The sequence below is a fragment of the Streptomyces sp. NPDC055239 genome, from assembly GCF_053606205.1.
In genome coordinates this window covers 591,970-609,959 of the sequence record NZ_JBSGRD010000003.1, presented here as the reverse complement: position 1 = coordinate 609,959, position 17,990 = coordinate 591,970, and the positions used below count along the sequence as shown (strand labels likewise).

16 protein-coding genes and 1 pseudogene are annotated in these 17,990 nt (G+C 69.6%); 12 read left to right on the top strand and 5 right to left on the bottom strand.

The genetic code is table 11. From position 1 onward, the window contains the following. Positions 1-213 precede the first annotated feature (213 nt). From ACWFRJ_RS13535 to ACWFRJ_RS13525, 3 genes are all read left to right on the top strand, one after another. Positions 214-1,572: a nucleobase:cation symporter-2 family protein gene (locus ACWFRJ_RS13535; protein ID WP_453529636.1), complete on the top strand. Its 1,359-nt coding sequence runs from the start codon at positions 214-216 to the stop codon at positions 1,570-1,572. 137 nt (positions 1,573-1,709) lie between these two features. Then, positions 1,710-3,116, top strand: coding sequence for a nucleobase:cation symporter-2 family protein (locus ACWFRJ_RS13530; RefSeq protein ID WP_453528585.1), 1,407 nt, complete (start codon positions 1,710-1,712; stop codon positions 3,114-3,116). 112 nt (positions 3,117-3,228) lie between these two features. Beyond that, the gene (locus tag ACWFRJ_RS13525) at positions 3,229-4,428 is read left to right on the top strand and encodes an MFS transporter (protein ID WP_453528582.1); all 1,200 of its coding nucleotides are present in this window, start codon (positions 3,229-3,231) and stop codon (positions 4,426-4,428) included. 111 nt (positions 4,429-4,539) lie between these two features. Here the strand turns inward: ACWFRJ_RS13525 and ACWFRJ_RS13520 are convergent. The 4 genes and pseudogenes from ACWFRJ_RS13520 to ACWFRJ_RS13505 all read right to left on the bottom strand — a co-directional run. After that, positions 4,540-4,688: pseudogene (locus tag ACWFRJ_RS13520) on the bottom strand (transcriptional regulator); the annotation flags it as partial. 1,885 nt (positions 4,689-6,573) lie between these two features. Next, positions 6,574-7,218 carry a LysE family translocator gene (locus ACWFRJ_RS13515; protein WP_453528580.1) on the bottom strand — a complete coding sequence of 215 codons (645 nt, stop codon included), beginning with the start codon at positions 7,216-7,218 and terminating at the stop codon, positions 6,574-6,576. 114 nt (positions 7,219-7,332) lie between these two features. Next, positions 7,333-8,178 (bottom strand): chitosanase, encoded by an 846-nt coding sequence (locus ACWFRJ_RS13510; RefSeq protein ID WP_453528577.1) that lies wholly within the window; start codon positions 8,176-8,178, stop codon positions 7,333-7,335. A 149-nt stretch (positions 8,179-8,327) separates the two neighbouring features. Next, positions 8,328-10,547: an alpha-N-acetylglucosaminidase gene (locus ACWFRJ_RS13505; RefSeq protein WP_453528574.1), complete on the bottom strand. Its 2,220-nt coding sequence runs from the start codon at positions 10,545-10,547 to the stop codon at positions 8,328-8,330. Between the two features lie 182 nt (positions 10,548-10,729). Here ACWFRJ_RS13505 and ACWFRJ_RS13500 point away from each other — a divergent pair, with 182 nt between their 5' ends. Then, entirely contained in the window at positions 10,730-11,107 is a 378-nt protein-coding gene (locus ACWFRJ_RS13500) for a winged helix-turn-helix transcriptional regulator (RefSeq protein WP_453528571.1), read from the top strand. Here ACWFRJ_RS13500 and ACWFRJ_RS13495 read toward each other — a convergent pair. After that, positions 11,076-11,489, bottom strand: coding sequence for a hypothetical protein (locus tag ACWFRJ_RS13495; protein WP_453528569.1), 414 nt, complete (start codon positions 11,487-11,489; stop codon positions 11,076-11,078). The genes ACWFRJ_RS13500 and ACWFRJ_RS13495 overlap by 32 nt on opposite strands. A 232-nt stretch (positions 11,490-11,721) precedes the next feature. Between ACWFRJ_RS13495 and ACWFRJ_RS13490 the strand changes: the two genes are divergently transcribed. From ACWFRJ_RS13490 to ACWFRJ_RS13455, 8 genes are all read left to right on the top strand, one after another. Further along, positions 11,722-12,156, top strand: a complete 435-nt coding sequence (locus ACWFRJ_RS13490) for a cupin domain-containing protein (RefSeq protein ID WP_453528566.1) — start codon at positions 11,722-11,724, stop codon at positions 12,154-12,156. After that, a complete protein-coding gene (locus ACWFRJ_RS13485; RefSeq protein ID WP_453528563.1) occupies positions 12,153-13,235 on the top strand; it encodes a methyltransferase domain-containing protein in 1,083 nt (360 codons plus the stop codon). Before ACWFRJ_RS13490 ends, ACWFRJ_RS13485 begins: the two co-directional genes overlap by 4 nt. Further along, complete coding sequence (locus ACWFRJ_RS13480; RefSeq protein ID WP_453528560.1) at positions 13,235-14,539, top strand: beta-ketoacyl-[acyl-carrier-protein] synthase family protein; 1,305 nt, start codon at positions 13,235-13,237, stop codon at positions 14,537-14,539. Before ACWFRJ_RS13485 ends, ACWFRJ_RS13480 begins: the two co-directional genes overlap by 1 nt. Next, positions 14,536-15,777 (top strand): beta-ketoacyl-[acyl-carrier-protein] synthase family protein, encoded by a 1,242-nt coding sequence (locus ACWFRJ_RS13475; RefSeq protein ID WP_453528557.1) that lies wholly within the window; start codon positions 14,536-14,538, stop codon positions 15,775-15,777. The genes ACWFRJ_RS13480 and ACWFRJ_RS13475 overlap by 4 nt, the downstream gene beginning before the upstream one ends. Beyond that, entirely contained in the window at positions 15,756-16,184 is a 429-nt protein-coding gene (gene acpS, locus ACWFRJ_RS13470) for a holo-ACP synthase (protein WP_453528554.1), read from the top strand. Before ACWFRJ_RS13475 ends, acpS begins: the two co-directional genes overlap by 22 nt. A gap of 81 nt (positions 16,185-16,265) precedes the next feature. Continuing rightward, entirely contained in the window at positions 16,266-16,520 is a 255-nt protein-coding gene (locus ACWFRJ_RS13465) for an acyl carrier protein (RefSeq protein WP_453529633.1), read from the top strand. A gap of 4 nt (positions 16,521-16,524) precedes the next feature. Continuing rightward, complete coding sequence (locus ACWFRJ_RS13460; RefSeq protein WP_453528551.1) at positions 16,525-16,968, top strand: SRPBCC family protein; 444 nt, start codon at positions 16,525-16,527, stop codon at positions 16,966-16,968. A gap of 7 nt (positions 16,969-16,975) precedes the next feature. After that, positions 16,976-17,968, top strand: a complete 993-nt coding sequence (locus ACWFRJ_RS13455) for a carbohydrate kinase family protein (RefSeq protein WP_453528548.1) — start codon at positions 16,976-16,978, stop codon at positions 17,966-17,968. Positions 17,969-17,990 lie beyond the last annotated feature (22 nt).

Here is a 17,990-nt window from a genome sequence, read left to right as displayed (position 1 = left end):
CACCACGCACCACCTCCCAGAAGCGAAAAGTGCCGGCAATGCGGCCCGTACTGGAAAACAACCGGAGGAGCCACAGTGGCCACTCAGCCCAGGTTCACCAAGCAAGGCACCACCCCAGGCACCACCCCAGACCCATCCGAATCCGACGGCGAAAGCGCCATAGGAACGACGGGCGAGACTCACCCCGTCGACCAGAAACTCCCGCCCCTCAAGATGGCGACGACCGGCCTCCAGCACGTGGCGGCCATGTACGCGGGCGTCGTCGCCCCGCCGCTCATCGTCGGCGCGGCGATCGGCCTCTCGCCGAAGGAACTCACCTTCCTGACCGGCGCCTGTCTGTTCACCGCGGGCCTCGCCACCTTCCTCCAGACGCTCGGCATCTGGAAGATCGGCGCCCGTCTGCCCTTCGTCAACGGCGTCACCTTCGCGGGTGTCGCCCCCATGCTCGCGGTCGTCGACTCGACCGACAACAAGGACGACGCGCTACCGATCATCTTCGGCGCGGTCATCGTCGCGGGCGTACTCGGCTTCATCGCGGCGCCGTTCTTCTCGAAGCTGGTCCGCTTCTTCCCGCCGGTGGTGACCGGCACGGTCATCACGCTCATCGGCATCTCGCTCATGCCGGTCGCGTTCGGCTGGGCACAGGGCCCGGTACCGGGCGCCGACGACTACGGTTCGATGAAGAACCTGGGCCTGGCGGGCATCACGCTAGTGATCGTTCTGCTCCTGCGCCGCTTCACCACGGGCTTCGTCAAGCAGATCGCCGTGCTCCTGGGCCTGGTCGTCGGCACGCTCATCGCGATCCCGTTCGGAGTGACGGACTTCAGCCCGGTAGGCGACGCGGACATCGTCGGCTTCCCGACGCCGTTCCACTTCGGCGCCCCGCAGTTCGCGGCGGCGGCGATCGTCTCCCTCTGTGTCGTCATGGTGGTCTCGATGACCGAGTCCACAGCCGACATGCTGGCGCTCGGCGAGATCGTCGACCGTCCCGCCGACGAGAAGACCATCGCGGCAGGCCTGCGCGCCGACACCCTCGGCTCGGCGCTCAGCCCGCTCTTCAACGGCTTCATGTGCAGCGCCTTCGCACAGAACATCGGCCTTGTCGCGATGACGAAGATCCGCAGCCGGTACGTCGTCGCCGTGGGCGGCGGTTTCCTGGTCCTGATGGGCCTGTGCCCGATGGCCGCCTCGCTCATCGCCGTCGTACCGCGTCCCGTGCTCGGCGGCGCGGGTGTCGTCCTGTTCGGATCGGTCGCGGCGAGCGGCATCCAGACCCTGGTCAAGGCCAACCTGGAGCGCGACAACAACGTCCTGATCGTGGCCGTATCCCTCGCCGTGGGCCTCATCCCGATCGCGGCGCCGGAGTTCTACCACGCGTTCCCGGAGACCGCGAAGATCATCCTCGACTCGGGCATCTCCACGGGCTGTGTCGCGGCCGTGCTGCTCAACCTCGTCTTCAACCACATCGGCAAGAGGGGCGAGGACGACGACGTGACCAACCCGATGGAGCCCGGGGGAGAAATCGCTGAACAGAGGGTGCACGAAGGGTCTTCCCCGGCGGGGGCCCACTGACGTAACGTGCGTGACGCCGCCCGCATCGCGGAAGTTACTTTCCAGTCGGACTAACGGTCGGTCCCGCCGCGCGCCTCGTGAACTCCCGCGCGACGGGCCCGACTTCCGGCGTCACGCACACGGAAGAAGCGCCACCCATGAGTTCTCAGCCCAGCCCCGCCGAAAAGGCCGCACCGGCCACCCCGGCCCCTGAGGTTCATCCCGAGGTTCATCCGGTCGACGAGATCCTGCCGCCGGGCCGGATGCTCGTCGCAAGCCTCCAGCACGTCGCCTCCATGTACGCGGGCGCCGTCTCGGTCCCCCTGGTCGTGGCCGTCGCCGCCAAGATGTCGCCGGGGGACACGGCCGTACTCATGGGCGGCAGCCTCCTGATGGCGGGCATAGCGACGCTGCTCCAGACCCTCGGCATCGGCAACTTCATCGGCTCCCGCCTGCCGTTCGTCAACGGAGTGTCGTTCGCGGGCGTCGGCGTGATGCTGACGATCATCACGACACAGGGCGGCGTGGAGGCGGGGATGCCGGTCGTCTTCGGCGCGATCATCATCTCAAGCCTCTTCGGCTTCCTGGTCAGCTCATACTTCTCACGCCTGGTCCGCTTCTTCCCGCCGGTGGTGACGGGTTCGGTCATCACCCTGATCGGCGTCTCACTCATCCCCGTCGCATACGACTGGATAGTGGACGATTCCTCGACGGGCACCCCGCAACCCGGCAGCATCGGCCTGGCGGGCGCAACGGTCCTGGTCATGCTCCTGCTCCAGCGCTTCACGCGAGGCTTCCTCAAACAGATCAGCATGCTCTTCGCCATGATCTTCGGAACGCTGCTCGCCATCCCGATGGGCCTGGCGGACTTCTCCAAGCTCGATGACGCGGCCCTGGTGGGCATCCCCTCCCCGCTCCACTTCGGCGCACCGGAGTTCAACATCCCGGCCATCATCTCGATGTGCGTCGTGATGCTGGTGATCCTCACCGAGTCGACCGCCGACATGATCGCCCTGGGCAAGATCGTCGACAGGGAGGTCGACGAGAAGACAATCGCCCGCGGCCTACGAGCCGACGCACTTGGCTCCGCCCTGAGCCCCCTCTTCAACGCCTTCCACGCGAGCGCGTTCGCCCAGAACATCGGCCTGGTAGTCATCTCCAAGGTGCGCAGCCGCTTCGTCGTAGCACTCAGCGGCGCCATCCTGGTCCTGATCGGCCTCAGCCCCGCAGCGGCGGCGCTGATCTCGGTCGTCCCCATGCCGGTCCTGGCGGCCGTCAGCCTCTTCCTCTTCGGCTCCATCGCGGTCAGCGGCATCCAGACACTGCTCCAGGCGGACCTGCACAGGGGCGACAACGCCCTGATCGTCGTGGTCACCCTCGGCGCGGGCCTGGCTCCCGCACTCTCGGACGGCTTCTACGACGCGTTCCCGGCCTGGGCCCAGATCGTCCTGGGCTCCGGCATCTCGACGGGCTGTCTGCTCGCAGTGGCCCTGAACCTGGTCTTCAACCACCTTGGCAGCAAGGCGAGTTCGACGTCTGACCCGGAGCCCGCGATCACGCACTGACCCGAGTGACCGGCGAGGACGCCACGCGGGAATCCGACATCACCCTCACCCGGCACATTGATGTCGCAGACGTGCCAGACCGGTGGTGGGTGGCGCTGCTGAACTCGGCGGCATGCCCGCACCGACTAAGTCACTCCTGCCGCCCGCCTCCACCCACTCACCGTTGGGCGGCTGGCCTGCCGTCATCGCCGTGACGCTGGGGATCTTCTCCATCGTCACCACCGAGATCCTGCCGATCGGCCTACTGACCCCCATAGGCGACAGCTTCGGCATCTCGGACGGTACGGCAGGGCTCATGATGACCCTGCCCGGCATCCTCGCCGCCGTCGCCGCCCCCACCGTGACGGTCACCACCGCCCGCGCAGACCGCCGCCACATGCTCTGCGCCCTGATCCTGGTGCTGGCCCTTGCGAACTTCCTCGCCGCGGTGGCGCCCGGCTACTGGCTGATGCTGGTCAGCCGGGTCTTGGTGGGAACGGTCATCGGCGCCTTCTGGTCCATGGGGTCGGGGCTCGCGGCCCGCCTGGTCCCCGAGGCGCAGGTAGGGCGGGCGACCGCCGTGATCTTCTCCGCGGTCCCGCTCGGCTCGGTGCTCGGTGTGCCCGCGGGTACGTGGATCGCTCAACTGGCGGGCTGGCGAGCGGTGTTCGTCGTGATGGGCGTCCTGACACTGGCCGTGTTCGCCGCGCTCGTGGTCTCCGTACCGCCCCTGCCCCCGGTGCAGGTCACCCGCCTGACCGTCCTGCGCGACCTGCTCGGCACGCCCCGCGTCAGGGTCGGCCTGGCAGCGACGTTCCTCATCGTGACGGCCCACTTCGGCACGTACACCTACGTCACGCCGTTCCTGGCGGAGGTGACGCATGCGGGCCCGCGGTCGATCACCGTTTTCCTGCTGGCGTACGGCGTCGCGGGCATCGTCGGCAACTTCCTCGCGGGGGCGTGGGCGAGACGCTCGCTGCGCCCTACGTTCACGGTGGCCGCCTGTCTGCTCGCCGCCGCGACGTTGCTGCTGCCGGTGCTCGGCACGGGGAGGCCCGGCGCGCTGGTGCTGCTCCTGATCTGGGGCGCCGCGTACGGGGCGGTGCCGGTCTGCTCGCAGACGTGGTTCGTGACGGCGGCACCGGGTGCGCCCGAGGCCGCGTCGGTGCTGTTCACGTCGTCGTTCCAAGCGACGTTCGCGCTCGGCGCGCTGGCCGGCGGAACGGTGGTGGACGCGACGTCCACCACCGTGGTGATGGCCCTCGGGGGGATCGTTGCGGTGTTGGCGGCGGTGGTTACTGCGCCGGTGCGTCGCTGGCGGCGTAGGGGGTGAAGTCTCGCTTGGCGGTGGGGGAGGGGGCTACTTCTACGCAGTCGTCGCGGATCCGCCGCTGTAACTGCTCTTGAACCAAGCCAGCTCGGGGGTACTCATCATGCTCCTCGGCCTCTGCCGTTCCTGGCGGGCCGCGAGCTGAGCCTCGATCTGCTCGTCGCCGAGCGGCGGGAGCTGGTTGGTGAATAGAGGTTCAGCGCCGCCTGTTCGAGCTGGGCCCAGCGGCGGAACCACGACGCCAGGCCTCGCTGGCGCGAGAGTTGATATGGCCGGTCGGCAAGACGGTACGGGCACGGCTCGCCCGGTAAGGTGCGGGCCCACTGCCCACTGCCCCACGCCCCGACGCCCCGACGCCGGATCATGCGGCCTGGTCCGGTGGCCATCGGGGCCAACTGGAGCTCGGCGGCGGTGTGGGGTTGCCCGGGAGGGGGCTGTGGTGGGCCGGTGTTGGTCTGGGCGCCGGGGCCGTCCGGTTGACCCGAGATTGGCGGTTACGGGCCGGGCGTAAAGGGCGCTCCTACGTCGCGTCGGCTGCGCCGATTCCGCTTCGCTCCACCCTTGACTCCCGTCCCTCCACCGCGCGAGGGAAGACATCCGGACGGCCCAGGGGCGGGACTCTCGACCACTCCCGTCGGGCCGAGCGGTTTTGACGCCGGGTGCGGACTGGTTCGTTGGGGTCGGCCGTCAGTGAGGGAGGCGCGCGGCTGCTCAGGGGGTGGGTGCGGGTCTCGTCAAGCGTCCGGCGACCGGATCGTTTGGGGTGGCCGCAGAAGGGGCGCGGACGAGGGGGATTGCAGGAAAGTCCCACGAGAGGGGCCCAGGGGCGGGGCTGGGGTGGGACTTTCTTGCAATCCACCCTTTTCCGGGCAGGGGCACGTCCCGCGAAGTGGGTGCTCGAATTGCCGGTCGCCGTGTACCGCATCCGGGCCGGGCCCAGGTAGTCCGGATCTCTACACCACTCGGCCCGGGATGTGGGGTGGCGTGCCGTGGGGCACCTACTTTGGCGAAGTTGCGTTCCGGTGGGAGAGGGGCGCGCGAGCGCACCAATGCGCCCCTCGGTAGGACGGGAGCCGCCCTCTCTGTGGCGGCCATGTCGGGAAGCGGGTGTGCGGTCGCTCGGGAGAGGCGCGCGATCGCTCCGGGGCTGGGTCCCGGTGTGCCGTCGAGCAGCTGTTGATCGGGTCTTCTGGCGTGATCGGGCGGGGTAGGGGCGGTGTCGGTGGCCTGTGTTGGCGGGAGGCGCCTGGTGATCGGTGGCTGGGGTGGGGCAGGGGGTCCGGGACCTTTTCCCGGGAGGCGCATCGCGCACTCCGCGCGCCCCCCTTCTCCCCGAACGCAACTTCGCCAAAGTAGGTGCCCCGCCCGTGCCCCTCCGCGCGGATTGCAGAAAAGTCCCGCCGTACGGGCCCTCAGAGGCGTAAATCGTGGGACTTCCCTGCAATCCGCTCTGCGACCGGCCGCCGGACCACCCTTCCCCGCGTCGGGCAGCCGGGCTGTCGGGTACCAGTCAGCCCCCGCCGCCACGGACCGCCCCCCCGCCCGCGCCCCCGTCCCCTGACGGTCGCCCCGACGAGCCGACCGGCAGCCGCCAGCCGAAACCGGCGTCCGCCCCCGGAGCAATCGCACGCCTCGCCCTCGACGCTCACCCCGGAAGATCCGGCCCGCAGCCGCCTGACGACACCGGCACTCACCCCGGAGTGGGTACACGCGCTACCCCTGGCGGCCACCCCCGACAAGCCAGTCGGCAGTCGCTTGACGAAACCGGCACCCACCCCCGACCGGCCGCGCACCTCATCCGCTGGCGGCCACCCCTGACGAACCAGTCGCCGGACGCTTGACGAGACCCGCACCCACCCCCGCAGCAACCGCGCACCTCACCCACGCCCCGCCGCCCCCGACGAACCAGTCCGCACCCGGCAGCAAAGCCGAAGCCCCCAGGCAGCCGTCCCGAGAGTCCCGCCCCTGGGCCGTCCGGATGTCTTCCCTCGCGCGGTGGAGGGACGGGAGTCAAGGGTGGAGCGAAGCGGAATCGGCGTAGCCGACGCGACGTAGGAGCGCCCTTGACGCCCGGCCCGTAACCGCCAATCTCGGGTCAACCGGACGGCCCCGGCGCCAATCCGAACGCCGCTTCGGTACAGCCCCGTCTCAGCTGGCCGCAGCCGGCGTCCGGTCCGTCGCCAGTTTGACCGCGAGGGCGCCGAGTACCGTCCCCATCACGTAGCGCTGGACCTGCAGCCACGACGGGCGGCGGGCCAGGAACACCGCGATGGTGCCCGCCGCCATGACGATGGCCAGGTTCACGGCCAGGCTGATGGAGATCTGTATGCCGCCGAGCACGAAGCCCTGCGCCAGAGTGTGACCGGCCGCCGGGTCGATGAACTGCGGTATCAGCGAGATGTACATGATGGCGACCTTCGGGTTCAGGAGGTTCGTGAGAGCTCCCATGGAGAAGAGCCGCCAAGGCGAGTCGGGCGCAAGCTCCTGGTGGGTGAAGACCGAGGTGCCGCCCGGCTTCAGGGCCTTCCAGGCCAGCCACGCCAGATACCCGGCGCCCGCCAGCTTCACGGCCAGGTACAGCTGGGGGACCGCCAGGAACACCACCGACAGACCGAGGTTGGCGGCGGTCAGATAGACGACGAATCCGACGGCGACCCCGGCCAGGGAGATCGCTCCGGCCCGCCTGCCCTGGGTGATGCTCCGTGAGACGAGGTACATCATGTTGGGGCCGGGCGTGAGCACCATGCCGAGAGAGACCACTGCGACGCCGAGGACCGCGTTCATTCCGATCATGGAGCAAGGATCGAACGGCGGCACCGTCAAGCACCAGCGAAGAGTTCTTCACACAACACGTAAGCGCTGCTACATCGGCGCGGGGCAACAGCACCCCGCGCCGATGCGGACGGCTCAGCCGATCCGGTACGGGTCCCCGTACACCTTCCACTCCAGCGGCGTGTTCAGGTTCAGGTTGCCCTTCTTCAGGAACACCCGCTGTGCCGTGTCGACGCGGCTGGTGTCGCTGTGGGCCTCCTCCTGCTTCATCGCCCAGACACGCGCGTCGAGGAACGCGTTCAGGTAGGCCGTCTCGTCGCCGCCCTGCGACGGCGGCTTTGCCTTGTTGAGGGCGCGCTTGCGGATGCTGCCGAAGCTGGTGCTGTCGCCGCCGTTGCCGTGCATGACGATCGCGTCGTAGTACGCGAACTGCCCGAGGACGCCGATGCCGTCGGCCTTGCCCTGCTTGACGGCCGGGTTGAAGTAGACGCGGTCACGCTCGTCGTTCTGCGCCTTCTGGAACTCGGGGTCCTCGGCGGCCTTCTCCCAGTCGCGCTTGTAGTTGGGGTCGAGACCGTCGTGGGAGTCGGTGCCGTCCACCTCGCGCAGCGCGGGCAGGTACTTGGCGAGGACGTTGTTCGGCTTGCGCTGGGTGTAGAGCTCGACCAGGTCGAGCATGTCGCCGGTGCCTGAACAGAAGCCGATGATCCCGGCGGTGTAGCCGCGGCCGTCGCCTATGTCCTCGCAGTAGCGGTAGTACTCCTTCCAGGTGAGGTCGGAGTTCTCGGCGCTGCAGACGATCTTCATGGCGATCTCCTTCTTCGCCGGATCGTCGAGTCCGCCAGCCCTGGGGGTGGGGGCGGCGCCTGCCGTCTGGGACGCGATGACCGGGCCCGCGACGAGCGAGGCGCCGATGAAGGCGAGCAGGGTGCGGCGTGAGGTGAGGGTGCGGGGTGCGGGGGCGCGATGGGGGGTGGGCACGGGGCCTCCAAGGTGGGGGAGTTCGTCGTTCCGATGACGCTTGGGCTCTTCCGCGTACTGTTAGGAAGGTTTCCTACCAGAGTTTGCGGATGACGTATACCCGTCAAGGAAGGGCGAGTTGGTGATCTTGGAGGTCCCGGAGCGACCGGCTACCGTGTCACGGTCAGCCGTTCGCGCACCTGAACAGCGATTTTGTACGTGTCTCCGGTCGGCCGGGTGGCCAGTTTCCCCGGGTTACGAATCCATCCGTCTTCGAGGGTGAACCAGTCGATGGCCTTCGGGGCGCGCCCTTCCCCGAGTGCCGCCCGCAGCTCCTTGAAGTACGTTTCCCAGCGCAGCCGGTAGAGCCCACCGACGAGTCCGGCCCACTCGCGATTGGCGTAGTCGCGCAGCCCCGCGTCCGCCCCGGACCGCGTGCCCCACACGGTGAGCAGCGACAGTTGGTCGTACGCGAGCCGGTCCCGCTCCTTCGCGTCGGCGCCCCACGAGCGGGCGTCGGCGACCCAGCGGCCCAGCAGGTGGCGGGAGTCGGTGGACACCAGCTTGTCGAGCAGGTCCATGAGGTCGAGCCAGACCCGGGTCAGCCGGTCGAAGTGGGCGGTGTCCCCGTCGTCGTACGCCTGCTTGATCCGAGGGAGCAGTACCCGGCTGCGGTTGGAGAGTGCTTGGCGCGCGACGTCCAGTACGTCACGTCGGTAGGCGGAGGACCCGCGCAACCCGGGCCGCACAGCCAAGAGTTCGGCGAGTGCGGGCTCGAAGTCCGACGGCTCGTACCGCAACGCCTTCGGTGACCAGGCCGCCGCCGACTTCGCCGACAGGTCGGGCCGTGCGCCGAAGAGGCCGTCCGCGCCCTCGGCCCACTCGTCGGCGCGAGTCGTGCCGTACGCGGTGCGGCGCAGGATGTCCCAGGCGGCGGCAGCGTGCGGATCGGCCGCTCCGTACCGCGATACGGACCAGTCGGCGAACCAGGCCGCCAGATCCAAGTCTCGCGTCCGCCAGGCCAGTTCGGAGAAGAGCTCGAAGGCGGCCGGGTTGTTGTCGGCCGCCTCCGGCATCAGGGAGATGCCGCGCTGCATGCTGCCTTCCTTGGTGCGCCACTTCTCGTAGAGCGCCGCCCAGTCGGGGGTGTTGGCGCCGAGAGTCGTGTGCCCGCCGAAGTTCCAGATCGAGCCGAAGGTGTACGGGGTCCGGTTCCAGTCGGACTCGCGGTCGGTGACCTTCGGGAAGCGGTCGGAGAGGCCGTCGACCACCAGCATCCTGGACTTGTCGACGGCGTCGACGATGGCCTTGGGCGGATTGCTCTGCCAGCCGAGGATCACCCAGGTGGCGCCGGGGTGCGCGGCCTGGAGGGTCTTCTCGACGGCCTTGGCCGCATCCGGGACCGGTACGTCGCCCGGTTTTCCGCCCTCGTGGAGGAGGTCCATCTTGTACATCGTTGAGGCACCGAACAGTTCGTCCTGGGCCTGGTAGAAGGCGGCGGCCACCCGCCTGAACGCCTCGGTGCGCGGGTCCAGCCAGTCGGGCCGTGCGAAGCCGACCCAGTCGCCCTGCGGCACGGTCCTCGCGCCGGGATTCTTCGCCGCGAAGCCGGGCGGCACCGTGCCGAAGTAGCCGGGGAGTACCGGCGTCATACCGAGGTCGCGCAGCCGGTCCGCGATGCGACGTCCCAACGCAGCCCGTTGGGTGAGGAGTTGACGCGAGACGGGGTACGGGAAGGCGGACATGTTCTGGAGCAGCCACCACGGCTGGTGTGCCGGGGCCGGGATCCACTCGCGCAGCTCGCCATCGGAGTAACCGAACTCCTGGAACACGCGGTGGTACAGGGCGTCGGCGCCGACGTACACGAGCACTTCGTTGTAGCCGTGCAGCGCGAGCACGTCGATCTCGTGCTCCCAGTACGACCAGTCGTTGTACGCCCCTGTGTAGCCGTCGTTCGTGTCGTTGAGGACGAAGCGGTGCGGGGCGTTGGCGCGTCCGGTCACCGGCTCGGCGAGGCCGGGGAGCCGGTCGGGCAGGTCCAGTTGGTCGCCGGCCCAGGTGATGTTCGCGTGCGCGGTGTGCTTCAAGTAGTGCCGTAGGCCTGTTAGTTGGACGGCTGGAGTCGGTCCGGTGATGGTGATGTGTCCGCGCCGCCCGGAGACCTGGAAGGCGTCGGCGGGGCCCGCGGTTCTGAACGTCAGCTGCTTGAAGTGCCGGGGCAGCAGACGCCCGGCGGCCTCGACCGCGGGCGAGTCGGAGGTGGCGGGCGATCCGGAGGCCGAAGGTGCACCGGAGACCGGTGCGCCGTCGGCGGTGGATCCGGAACAGGCGACGGCGGCGCCGGTCGTTCCGGCGATGGCGGTGAGGAAGGTGCGGCGGGCAAGGGGCATGACGTGGGGATACCCTCCCGGTTCGGCGATGCCCGGGCGGGCGCCCGGGCAGTGCTGGACGGCGCACCACGATGAACCGCCCACGAACCATGGTCAAGATGCCCTGGCCAGATGAACCCCGGTCGTCCTGCACCGCTCCCGCACAGCTCCGACGCCCGAAGTCCCGGTGTTAGCGTCAGCGGATGACCGCACCCCTGCCCGGCAAGCCGACCCGCGCCTCCACCACGGGACGCCCTCTGATGGCCGCCCTCGACCTGTTCGGGCGGCGCTGGAGCCTGCGGATCGTCTGGGAGTTGCGGGCCGAGCCGCTGGGGTTCCGCGCACTGCAGGAGCGGTGCGACGCGATGTCGTCCAGTGTGCTGCGCCAGCGCCTGACCGAGCTGCTCGAAGCCCGCCTGGTGCGGCAGCTGCCCGACAGCTCCTACGCCCTGACCGAGCTCGGCCGCGAGGCCCACGAGGCCCTGCGCCCCCTGGACGCCTGGGCCGGACGCTGGGCGACGGAGGTCGGCAAGGAGGCCAGTAAGGACGTCAACGCCGACTCGGCAGAGGATCGGCGATGAGAGCGTCACGCATCTGCTGGACGGCGGTCGTCAGCGTGCTGAGCGGCCGGAGCAGCAAGGTCGCCTCCGTCAACTGACCCTCAGCGTCTGCCTGTTGCACGAACGTGCCGTACACGGACTCCGCACCCACCTTGCCCGTGAAGGTCGTCACGCACTGCTGCCCCTGCCCTGGCTGCCCCTGCCCAGCCATCCCCGGATCGGTGAACTCCCCCAGCGGTTCGATCCCCGTCAGGCACTGCCCGATCTTCGGGAACAGGTGCGCCACGTCGTCCCGCCCGCTGTAGTCGGCGACCGGGCTGTGGAAGACGACCTCCCTCGCGAGCAGGAGCCGGGTCCGTTCGGGCACGTCGGGTGCCAGTAAGTCACGTATGTCGAGGCTCATCAGTACCGCTCTCCCTGTCTGCTTCGATTTCCGAAGCGCTCTTCGGAGCCTAGCCCAGGCACCGGGACTTTGTCCCACCCCCGTGGGCCCGCATCCCAGGCAAGTCCGGCTCCATGTCCCGACGTCAGAGGCGGTCTATGCCCATAGATGAGCCCACCGGCGCTGACCTACTTTCGATTTCGGCGCAGTCGAAAGCGCCCCCATCCGGAGAGAATCCCGAGAGAGGCCGTAAATGAAGCGCGTACACAGGACCGCGGTCAAGGCTGAAATAGTCCGCGAGCCGGGAGCGAAAGAGACCACCCACCGGAAGCTCATCGACACACCGGACGGCGCCGACCGCTTCGTCCTCACCGAATTCGAGGTCTCGCCCAACGGCTCCACACCGCCGCATTACCACGAGTGGGAGCACGAGATCTATGTGCTCGAAGGCTCGATGGGACTCGTCATGCCCGAGCTCGGAAAGACCGAGGAAGTCGGCCCCGGCGACGCCGTCTTCATTCCCCGTAACGAGCCCCACGGCTTCGTCACGGGGCCGGACCAGACCTGCCGGTTCCTGGTCGTGGCGCCCTGCGAGCGGCCCCCGGTACGGAACGTCTTCCTCTCCGAGGACCCGTACGAGTACACCCAGAACCCCGAGTACGTGAGCCTCCTGGAGGGCGGCAAGTGAGTGCCCCGACGGCCGCGGCCCCCAGCCGCGCCCTCGCTCCGTACGAGGACGGACCGGACCCCGGCCCGCTCCTCGCCCTGAACTTCGGCTTCGCCCGCGCCAGGGTGCTCGGCACGGCCCTGGACCTCGGCGTGTTCACCGGCCTCGTCCGGGGCCCGCGCGGCACCCACGGCCTCGCCGCCGAGCTGGCATGCGACACCGAGGCGCTACGCCTGCTGCTCGCGGCGCTCGAGGAGTTCGGCCTGGTCACGGGCGGCGCCGAGGAGAGCTGGACGCTCACCGACCTGTCCCGCGCCTATCTGGTCGAGGGCGGCCGCGGCTACCTCGGCCGGCACTTCGACGACGTACTCGCGGAGTGGGACCAGTGGAGCGGCCTCACCGAACTGGTGCGGGCCGGCGGGCACGGCGGCGGAGAGCTGGGGGCTCCGGAGAGCCGGGGCCTGTACCCGGGGATGTTCGCCGGGATGTTCCCGGTGTCGGTGCGCGCCGCCTTCCACGTGGTGCGGGAGCTCTCCCTGCGAGGGCTCCCGCTGCCGGGGGAGGCGGGGCGTGTCCTGGACTTCGCTGCGGGTTCCGGCGAGTGGGGCATCGCCCTGGCCGCCGCCGACCCCGAGGCGAGGGTGGTGGCCCATGACTCCCCGGAGCTGCTGAACACCGCACGCGAGCGGGCGGCGGAGTTCGGCGTCGCGGAACGGTTCCGCTTCGTCCCCGCCGACTTGACCAGGGACTACGCGGGCGACTTCACCAAGGCGCCCTTCCCCGACGGCTGTTTCGACACCGTCGTCCTGTCGCACCTGGGGCGCTTCGTGGGCCCTGACGCGACGGAGCGCCTCGTACAGGAGTGCGCACGGCTGCTGCGTCCCGGCGGCACCCTGCTGGTCGTCGACGTCATGCGTCAGGCGCCGGGGAAGCCCGCCCCGCACCGCTCGATGATCGCGCTCAGCCTCCTGGTGAACACCGAGGCGGGCGGGATCCAGGAGGAATCCGCGTACCGCGCGGTCATGCAGAAATACGGGGTGACGGCAAAGGAGTCCGTCACATCCGGCCTCATCACCGTCCTCACAGGAGAAAGGCGTTAGTGGTTCACGTGGTTCACGTGCAAGAAGTGGTGGTCACCGGTTTGGGCGTGGTAAGTCCGGCCGGGATAGGAACAGAAGCGTTATGGGAAACGATCTCCGGGGGAAGGAGCGTGACGAAACCTCTTTCCGACATCACGAGTTCGGCGCTCTTCAAAGGCTTCGACTTCGTGTCGGACTCGATCGCTGAGGTCTCCGGATTCGAGGAGCAGATACCGGGCCTCCCGCCCGAGGTGCAAAGGCTCGACCGGTACACGCAGTTCGCCGTCGCGGCCGCCTACCAGGCCGTACGGGACGCGGGGCTCGCCCCGGGCACGTACGAACCGGAGCGCGCCGGACTCTCGCTGTCCACGGCGGTCTGCGGCACCCCGAAGATGGAGGAGGAGTTCCTGCGGGTCACCGACGAGGGGCGGGGGCCCATCGACCCGGCCAAGGCGGGCCGCGACCTGTACCTCGCGTCCATGTCGAACACCCCGGGCACGATCCTCTCGGCGCTCTTCGGCATGCAGGGCCCGTGCGTCACCCTGTCGACCGGCTGCATCGGCGGCGTCGACGCGGTCGGCCACGCCTTCGAGGCGATCCGCCACGGGGAGGCGGACGTGATGATCGCGGGGGCCACGGAGGCGCCCATCACTCCGGTGACGGTGGCGTCCTTCGAGATCATCAACTGCCTCTCGCGCTCCCACGGCGACCGTCCCGAGGCGGCGTCACGCCCATACGACGCGGGCCGTGACGGCTTCGTGCTCGGCGAGGGCTGCGGAGTGGTCGTACTGGAGTCGCGTGAGCACGCGGAGCGCAGGGGAGCCACGCCGTACCTGACGGTCGACGGGTTCTCGAACACCTCCAACGCGGCGCACATGACCGACCTGCTCTCCGACGGCGAGGATCTGACCCGCGCCATGACACAGGCCGTAGCGGAGGCCGGCCTGCGTCCGGAGGACATCGACCACGTCAGCTCGCACGGCAGCTCGACGCCGCAGAACGACACCTGCGAGACAAGCGCCCTCAAGCTCGCCCTCGGCGAGCGGGCCCACGAGATCCCGGTGAACTCGGCGAAGTCGATGGTCGGCCACGCCCTGTCCGCTGCGAGCGCCATGGAGATCGTGCTCTGCGCCCTCGCGGGCAAGCACTCCTTCGTCCATCCGACCGCCAACTACGAGAATCCCGACCCCACTTGCGACCTCGACTACGTCCCGGGCGAAGGCCGCCCGTGGCACGGCGAGGCGATCCTCAAGGGCGCCAGCGGATTCGCGGGGCTGCACGCCGCGCTCGTCACGCGGGCCGTACGGGAAGGTGCGCGCCGATGAGTATCGTCATCACCGGAATCGGCGCGGTCACGCCCGCGGGCATCGGCATCGACCCGCTCTGGGACAGTGCGCGCGCAGGCATCCCACAGGTCACCGCCATCGACCGCTTCGACGCCTCGGAGTACGCCACTTCGGCGGCAGGACAGTCGGACTTCGACGCCGAGGCGGAACTGCCGTCCCGTTTCGTCAAGCGCACCGACCGCTTCACGCACCTGTCCGTGCACGCCGTGCGCCAGGCCCTCGCGGACGCCCGCGTCACCGTGGGCGAAGAGGCATCGGCCGAACGCACCGGCGTCATGGTCGGCAACATCCTGGGCGGCTGGGAGTTCGCCGAGCGCGAGCTGCGCCACCTGTGGACCGACGGGCCGCGCGCGGTCAGCCCCTATCAGGCGACCGCCTGGTTCCCTGCGGCGCCGCAGGGCAACATCTGCATCGACCAGGGGATCAAGGGCCCGGCGCGCACGTTCGTCGCCGACCGGGCCAGCGGTGCGTACGCGCTGATCGGCGGGGCCGAGGCGCTCCTGCGCGACCGCGCGGACGTCGTGATCGCGGGCGGCGTGGAGGCGCCCCTTTCGCCGTACGGCTGGCTCTGCATGGAGACCAGCGGGCTCGGCGCCAAGTCACGTGGCTCGCTCGCGCCGCACGAGCTGTACCGGCCGTTCGACGCGGGCCACGGCGGCAGCGTCTTCGGCGAGGGAGCAGTGTTCCTCGTCATGGAGCGGCGTGAGCACGCCGAGCGGCGCGGCGCGCGGATCCTGGGCGAGCTTGCAGGCTGGGGCGTGAGCACCGACGGCTACATGCCGTACTACACGGTCGAACCGACCGGAGAGGTACTCGGCCGCGCCATGCGGTCCGCGACGGAACGCGCCGGGATCTCCGGCGGCGACATCGGAGCGGTCTTCGCGCACGGCTCGGGCATCCCCTTCGAGGACGTGACGGAGGGGTACGCGCTGCACGAGGCGTTCGGCTCCGCCACCGCACGCCAACTCCCGGTCACCGCACCCAAGTCCGGGTTCGGCCATCTCTTGGGGGCGGCCGCGCCCGCCGACGCGGCGCTCGCTCTGCGGGCGATGCGCGACGGGGTGATCCCGCCGACCGTGAACCTGGACTGCCGGGCTCCCGGCATCGACCTCGACCTGGTCACGGGGCAAGCGCGCCCCGCGGCCGAATGCGAGCACACGCTGGTGGTCTCACGTGGCCTTGGAGGTGTCAACGCATGTCTGTTGCTGAGGCGTTGACAGCGCGGGCAGTTGTGCCCCAGTCGGTCGGCATCCGCGCGGTGGGCATCGACATCGTCGACGTGGAACGCCTGCGCGCCATGGCCGAACGGCGTGGACAGCGGCTCCTGGAGCGGCTCTTCACGGTCAATGAACAGGCCCTGTGCGACGACGCGTCGCCCCGCCACCGTGCGTACCGCATGGCGGGCCGCCTGGCCGCCAAGGAGGCCGTGCGCAAGGCGCTCGGCGGCTACGGCGAAGGCCTTGCCTGGCGCGACGTCGAGATCGGCCGCGACGCGTCGGGCGCACCGGTGCCCCGCCTTGTCGGCCGGGCCGACGAGGCGTTCCGGCGCGCGGGCTACAGCGGCCTTCACGTGAGCATCTCGCACGAGGCGGGCGTGGCGGTGGCGATCGCGGTCGCCGACTGAGCGGTGGCGATCGCGATCGCCGACTGGCCATCACCGTCGCACCAGCTCAACACCAATTACCTGAAGGAGTAAGTGAGTTCCATGGACATCCGCGAGAACGTGGTCACCGTCATGCGCGGTGCCGGCTTCAAGAACGAGGAGCTGACCGACGATCAGCGCCTGGCAGAGGACCTCGACATCGACTCGACCGAGCTGGTCGAGGTCGTCGTCGCCCTCGAACAGCACTTCGGCGTCAGCATCGACGCCGACGCCGAGGGCGGCTTCCGCACCTTCGGTGACCTCGTCGACTGTGTGGAGCGCCTGCTGTCGGCCGGCGTCGCCGCGGTGGGGAGCTGAGACGATGCCCAGGATCGAGAACAGCGTCGTCATCGAGGCGGACGCCCAGCGCGTCTTCGAGGTCACCAACGACATCGGCCGCTGGCCCGACCTCTTCGACGAGTACAACCACGCCAAGGTGGTCTCCGAGGAGCGCGAGGGGCGCTGGACCGAGATCCTCTTCGAGCTGACCAACCCCGAGGGCTCGACCTGGAGTTCCTGGCGGCTCCTGGACCACCGTGAGCTGACGGCGGTCGCCGAGCGGCGCGATCCGCTCTTCCCGTTCCGCTACATGCACCTCAAGTGGAGCTATCAGCAGGTGCCCGAGGGGACCTTGATGACCTGGGTCCAGGACTTCGAGGTCGATGAAGGCTTTGATGTCCCGCTGCCGACCGTCGTGGAGCGCATGCAGCTGCACACCCGGCAGAACCAGGCGGGCATCAAGCGGAAGATCGAGTCCGGGGTCTGAGTTCTCCGTGCCCATCGCCGTCACGGGGGTCATCGCGATGGACCACCTCATGACCTTTCCGGGCCGGTTCCCGGAGCGGTTGGTCGGGGGCAGGCTGCACGCCGCGTCCCTGGCCTTCCTCGCCGAGCGGCTCGAGATACGCCGGGGCGGGGGCGGTGCCAACATCGCCTTCGGCCTCGGCAGGCTCGGTCTCGATCCGGTCCTGGTCGGTGCGGTCGGCTCCGACTTCGCCGACTACCAGGTGTGGCTCAAGCAGCACGGGGTCGACACCGAATCCGTCCTCGTCGTGCCGGGTGAGCACACCGCGCGCCACGTGTGCACGACCGACATCGAGGGGGAGCGGGTGAGCACCTTCCGGCCGGGTGCCATGCGGGCCGCCGCCGCTGACTCGCTTCCCTCGCTGCGTTCCGTCGCGGAGCGCGCCGGTGGTCTGGGGCTGGTGGTGGTCGCGCCGGGCGAGCGGTCCGCGATGCTCCGGCACACCGAGGAGTGCCGGGCGCTGGGGCTGCCGTTCGTGGCCCACCCTTCCTGGCAGATCGGTGAGATGGACCGCGCGGACCTCAAGTACCTCATCTCCGGGGCGAGTTGCCTCTTCACCGACGAGGACGAATCGGTGCGGCTGAGGGAGTCCACCGGCCTGACCCGTCCGCAGATCCTCGGCCGGGTCGGAGCGTGGGTGACCACGCTCGGTCCCGCCGGGGCGCGGATCGAGCGCTTCGGCCATGAGCCGTCCCTCGTCCCCTCCCTCGGCTCGGTCACCGTGGCCGAGCCGAGCGGGGCGGGGGACGCGTTCCGGGCGGGCTTCCTCGCCGGGTTCACCAAGGGGGCGCCGCACGAGCGCGCCGCCCAACTGGGTTGCGTAATGGCCTCGTTCGCGCTGGAGACGACCGGGACACAGGAGTACGCGATGGACGTACGACGCCTCCTCAACCGGGTCCGGGAGGCGTACGGCCACACGGCGGCGGTGTCGATCCGCCGTCTGGTCACCTACGCCGCGTGAGACGTCACCGACAGGCGTGAGA

Bases quoted from the DNA above. Each gene is read 5' to 3' on its own strand.
- ACWFRJ_RS13535 (WP_453529636.1), top strand. From the start codon at position 214: ATGGCGACGACCGGCCTCCAGCACGTGGCGGCCATGTACGCGGGCGTC.
- ACWFRJ_RS13530 (WP_453528585.1), top strand. From the start codon at position 1,710: ATGAGTTCTCAGCCCAGCCCCGCCGAAAAGGCCGCACCGGCCACCCCG.
- ACWFRJ_RS13525 (WP_453528582.1), top strand. From the start codon at position 3,229: ATGCCCGCACCGACTAAGTCACTCCTGCCGCCCGCCTCCACCCACTCA.
- ACWFRJ_RS13515 (WP_453528580.1), bottom strand. From the start codon at position 7,218: ATGATCGGAATGAACGCGGTCCTCGGCGTCGCAGTGGTCTCTCTCGGC.
- ACWFRJ_RS13505 (WP_453528574.1), bottom strand. From the start codon at position 10,547: ATGCCCCTTGCCCGCCGCACCTTCCTCACCGCCATCGCCGGAACGACC.
- ACWFRJ_RS13500 (WP_453528571.1), top strand. From the start codon at position 10,730: ATGACCGCACCCCTGCCCGGCAAGCCGACCCGCGCCTCCACCACGGGA.
- ACWFRJ_RS13495 (WP_453528569.1), bottom strand. From the start codon at position 11,489: ATGAGCCTCGACATACGTGACTTACTGGCACCCGACGTGCCCGAACGG.
- ACWFRJ_RS13490 (WP_453528566.1), top strand. From the start codon at position 11,722: ATGAAGCGCGTACACAGGACCGCGGTCAAGGCTGAAATAGTCCGCGAG.
- ACWFRJ_RS13475 (WP_453528557.1), top strand. From the start codon at position 14,536: ATGAGTATCGTCATCACCGGAATCGGCGCGGTCACGCCCGCGGGCATC.
- acpS (WP_453528554.1), top strand. From the start codon at position 15,756: ATGTCTGTTGCTGAGGCGTTGACAGCGCGGGCAGTTGTGCCCCAGTCG.
- ACWFRJ_RS13465 (WP_453529633.1), top strand. From the start codon at position 16,266: ATGGACATCCGCGAGAACGTGGTCACCGTCATGCGCGGTGCCGGCTTC.
- ACWFRJ_RS13460 (WP_453528551.1), top strand. From the start codon at position 16,525: ATGCCCAGGATCGAGAACAGCGTCGTCATCGAGGCGGACGCCCAGCGC.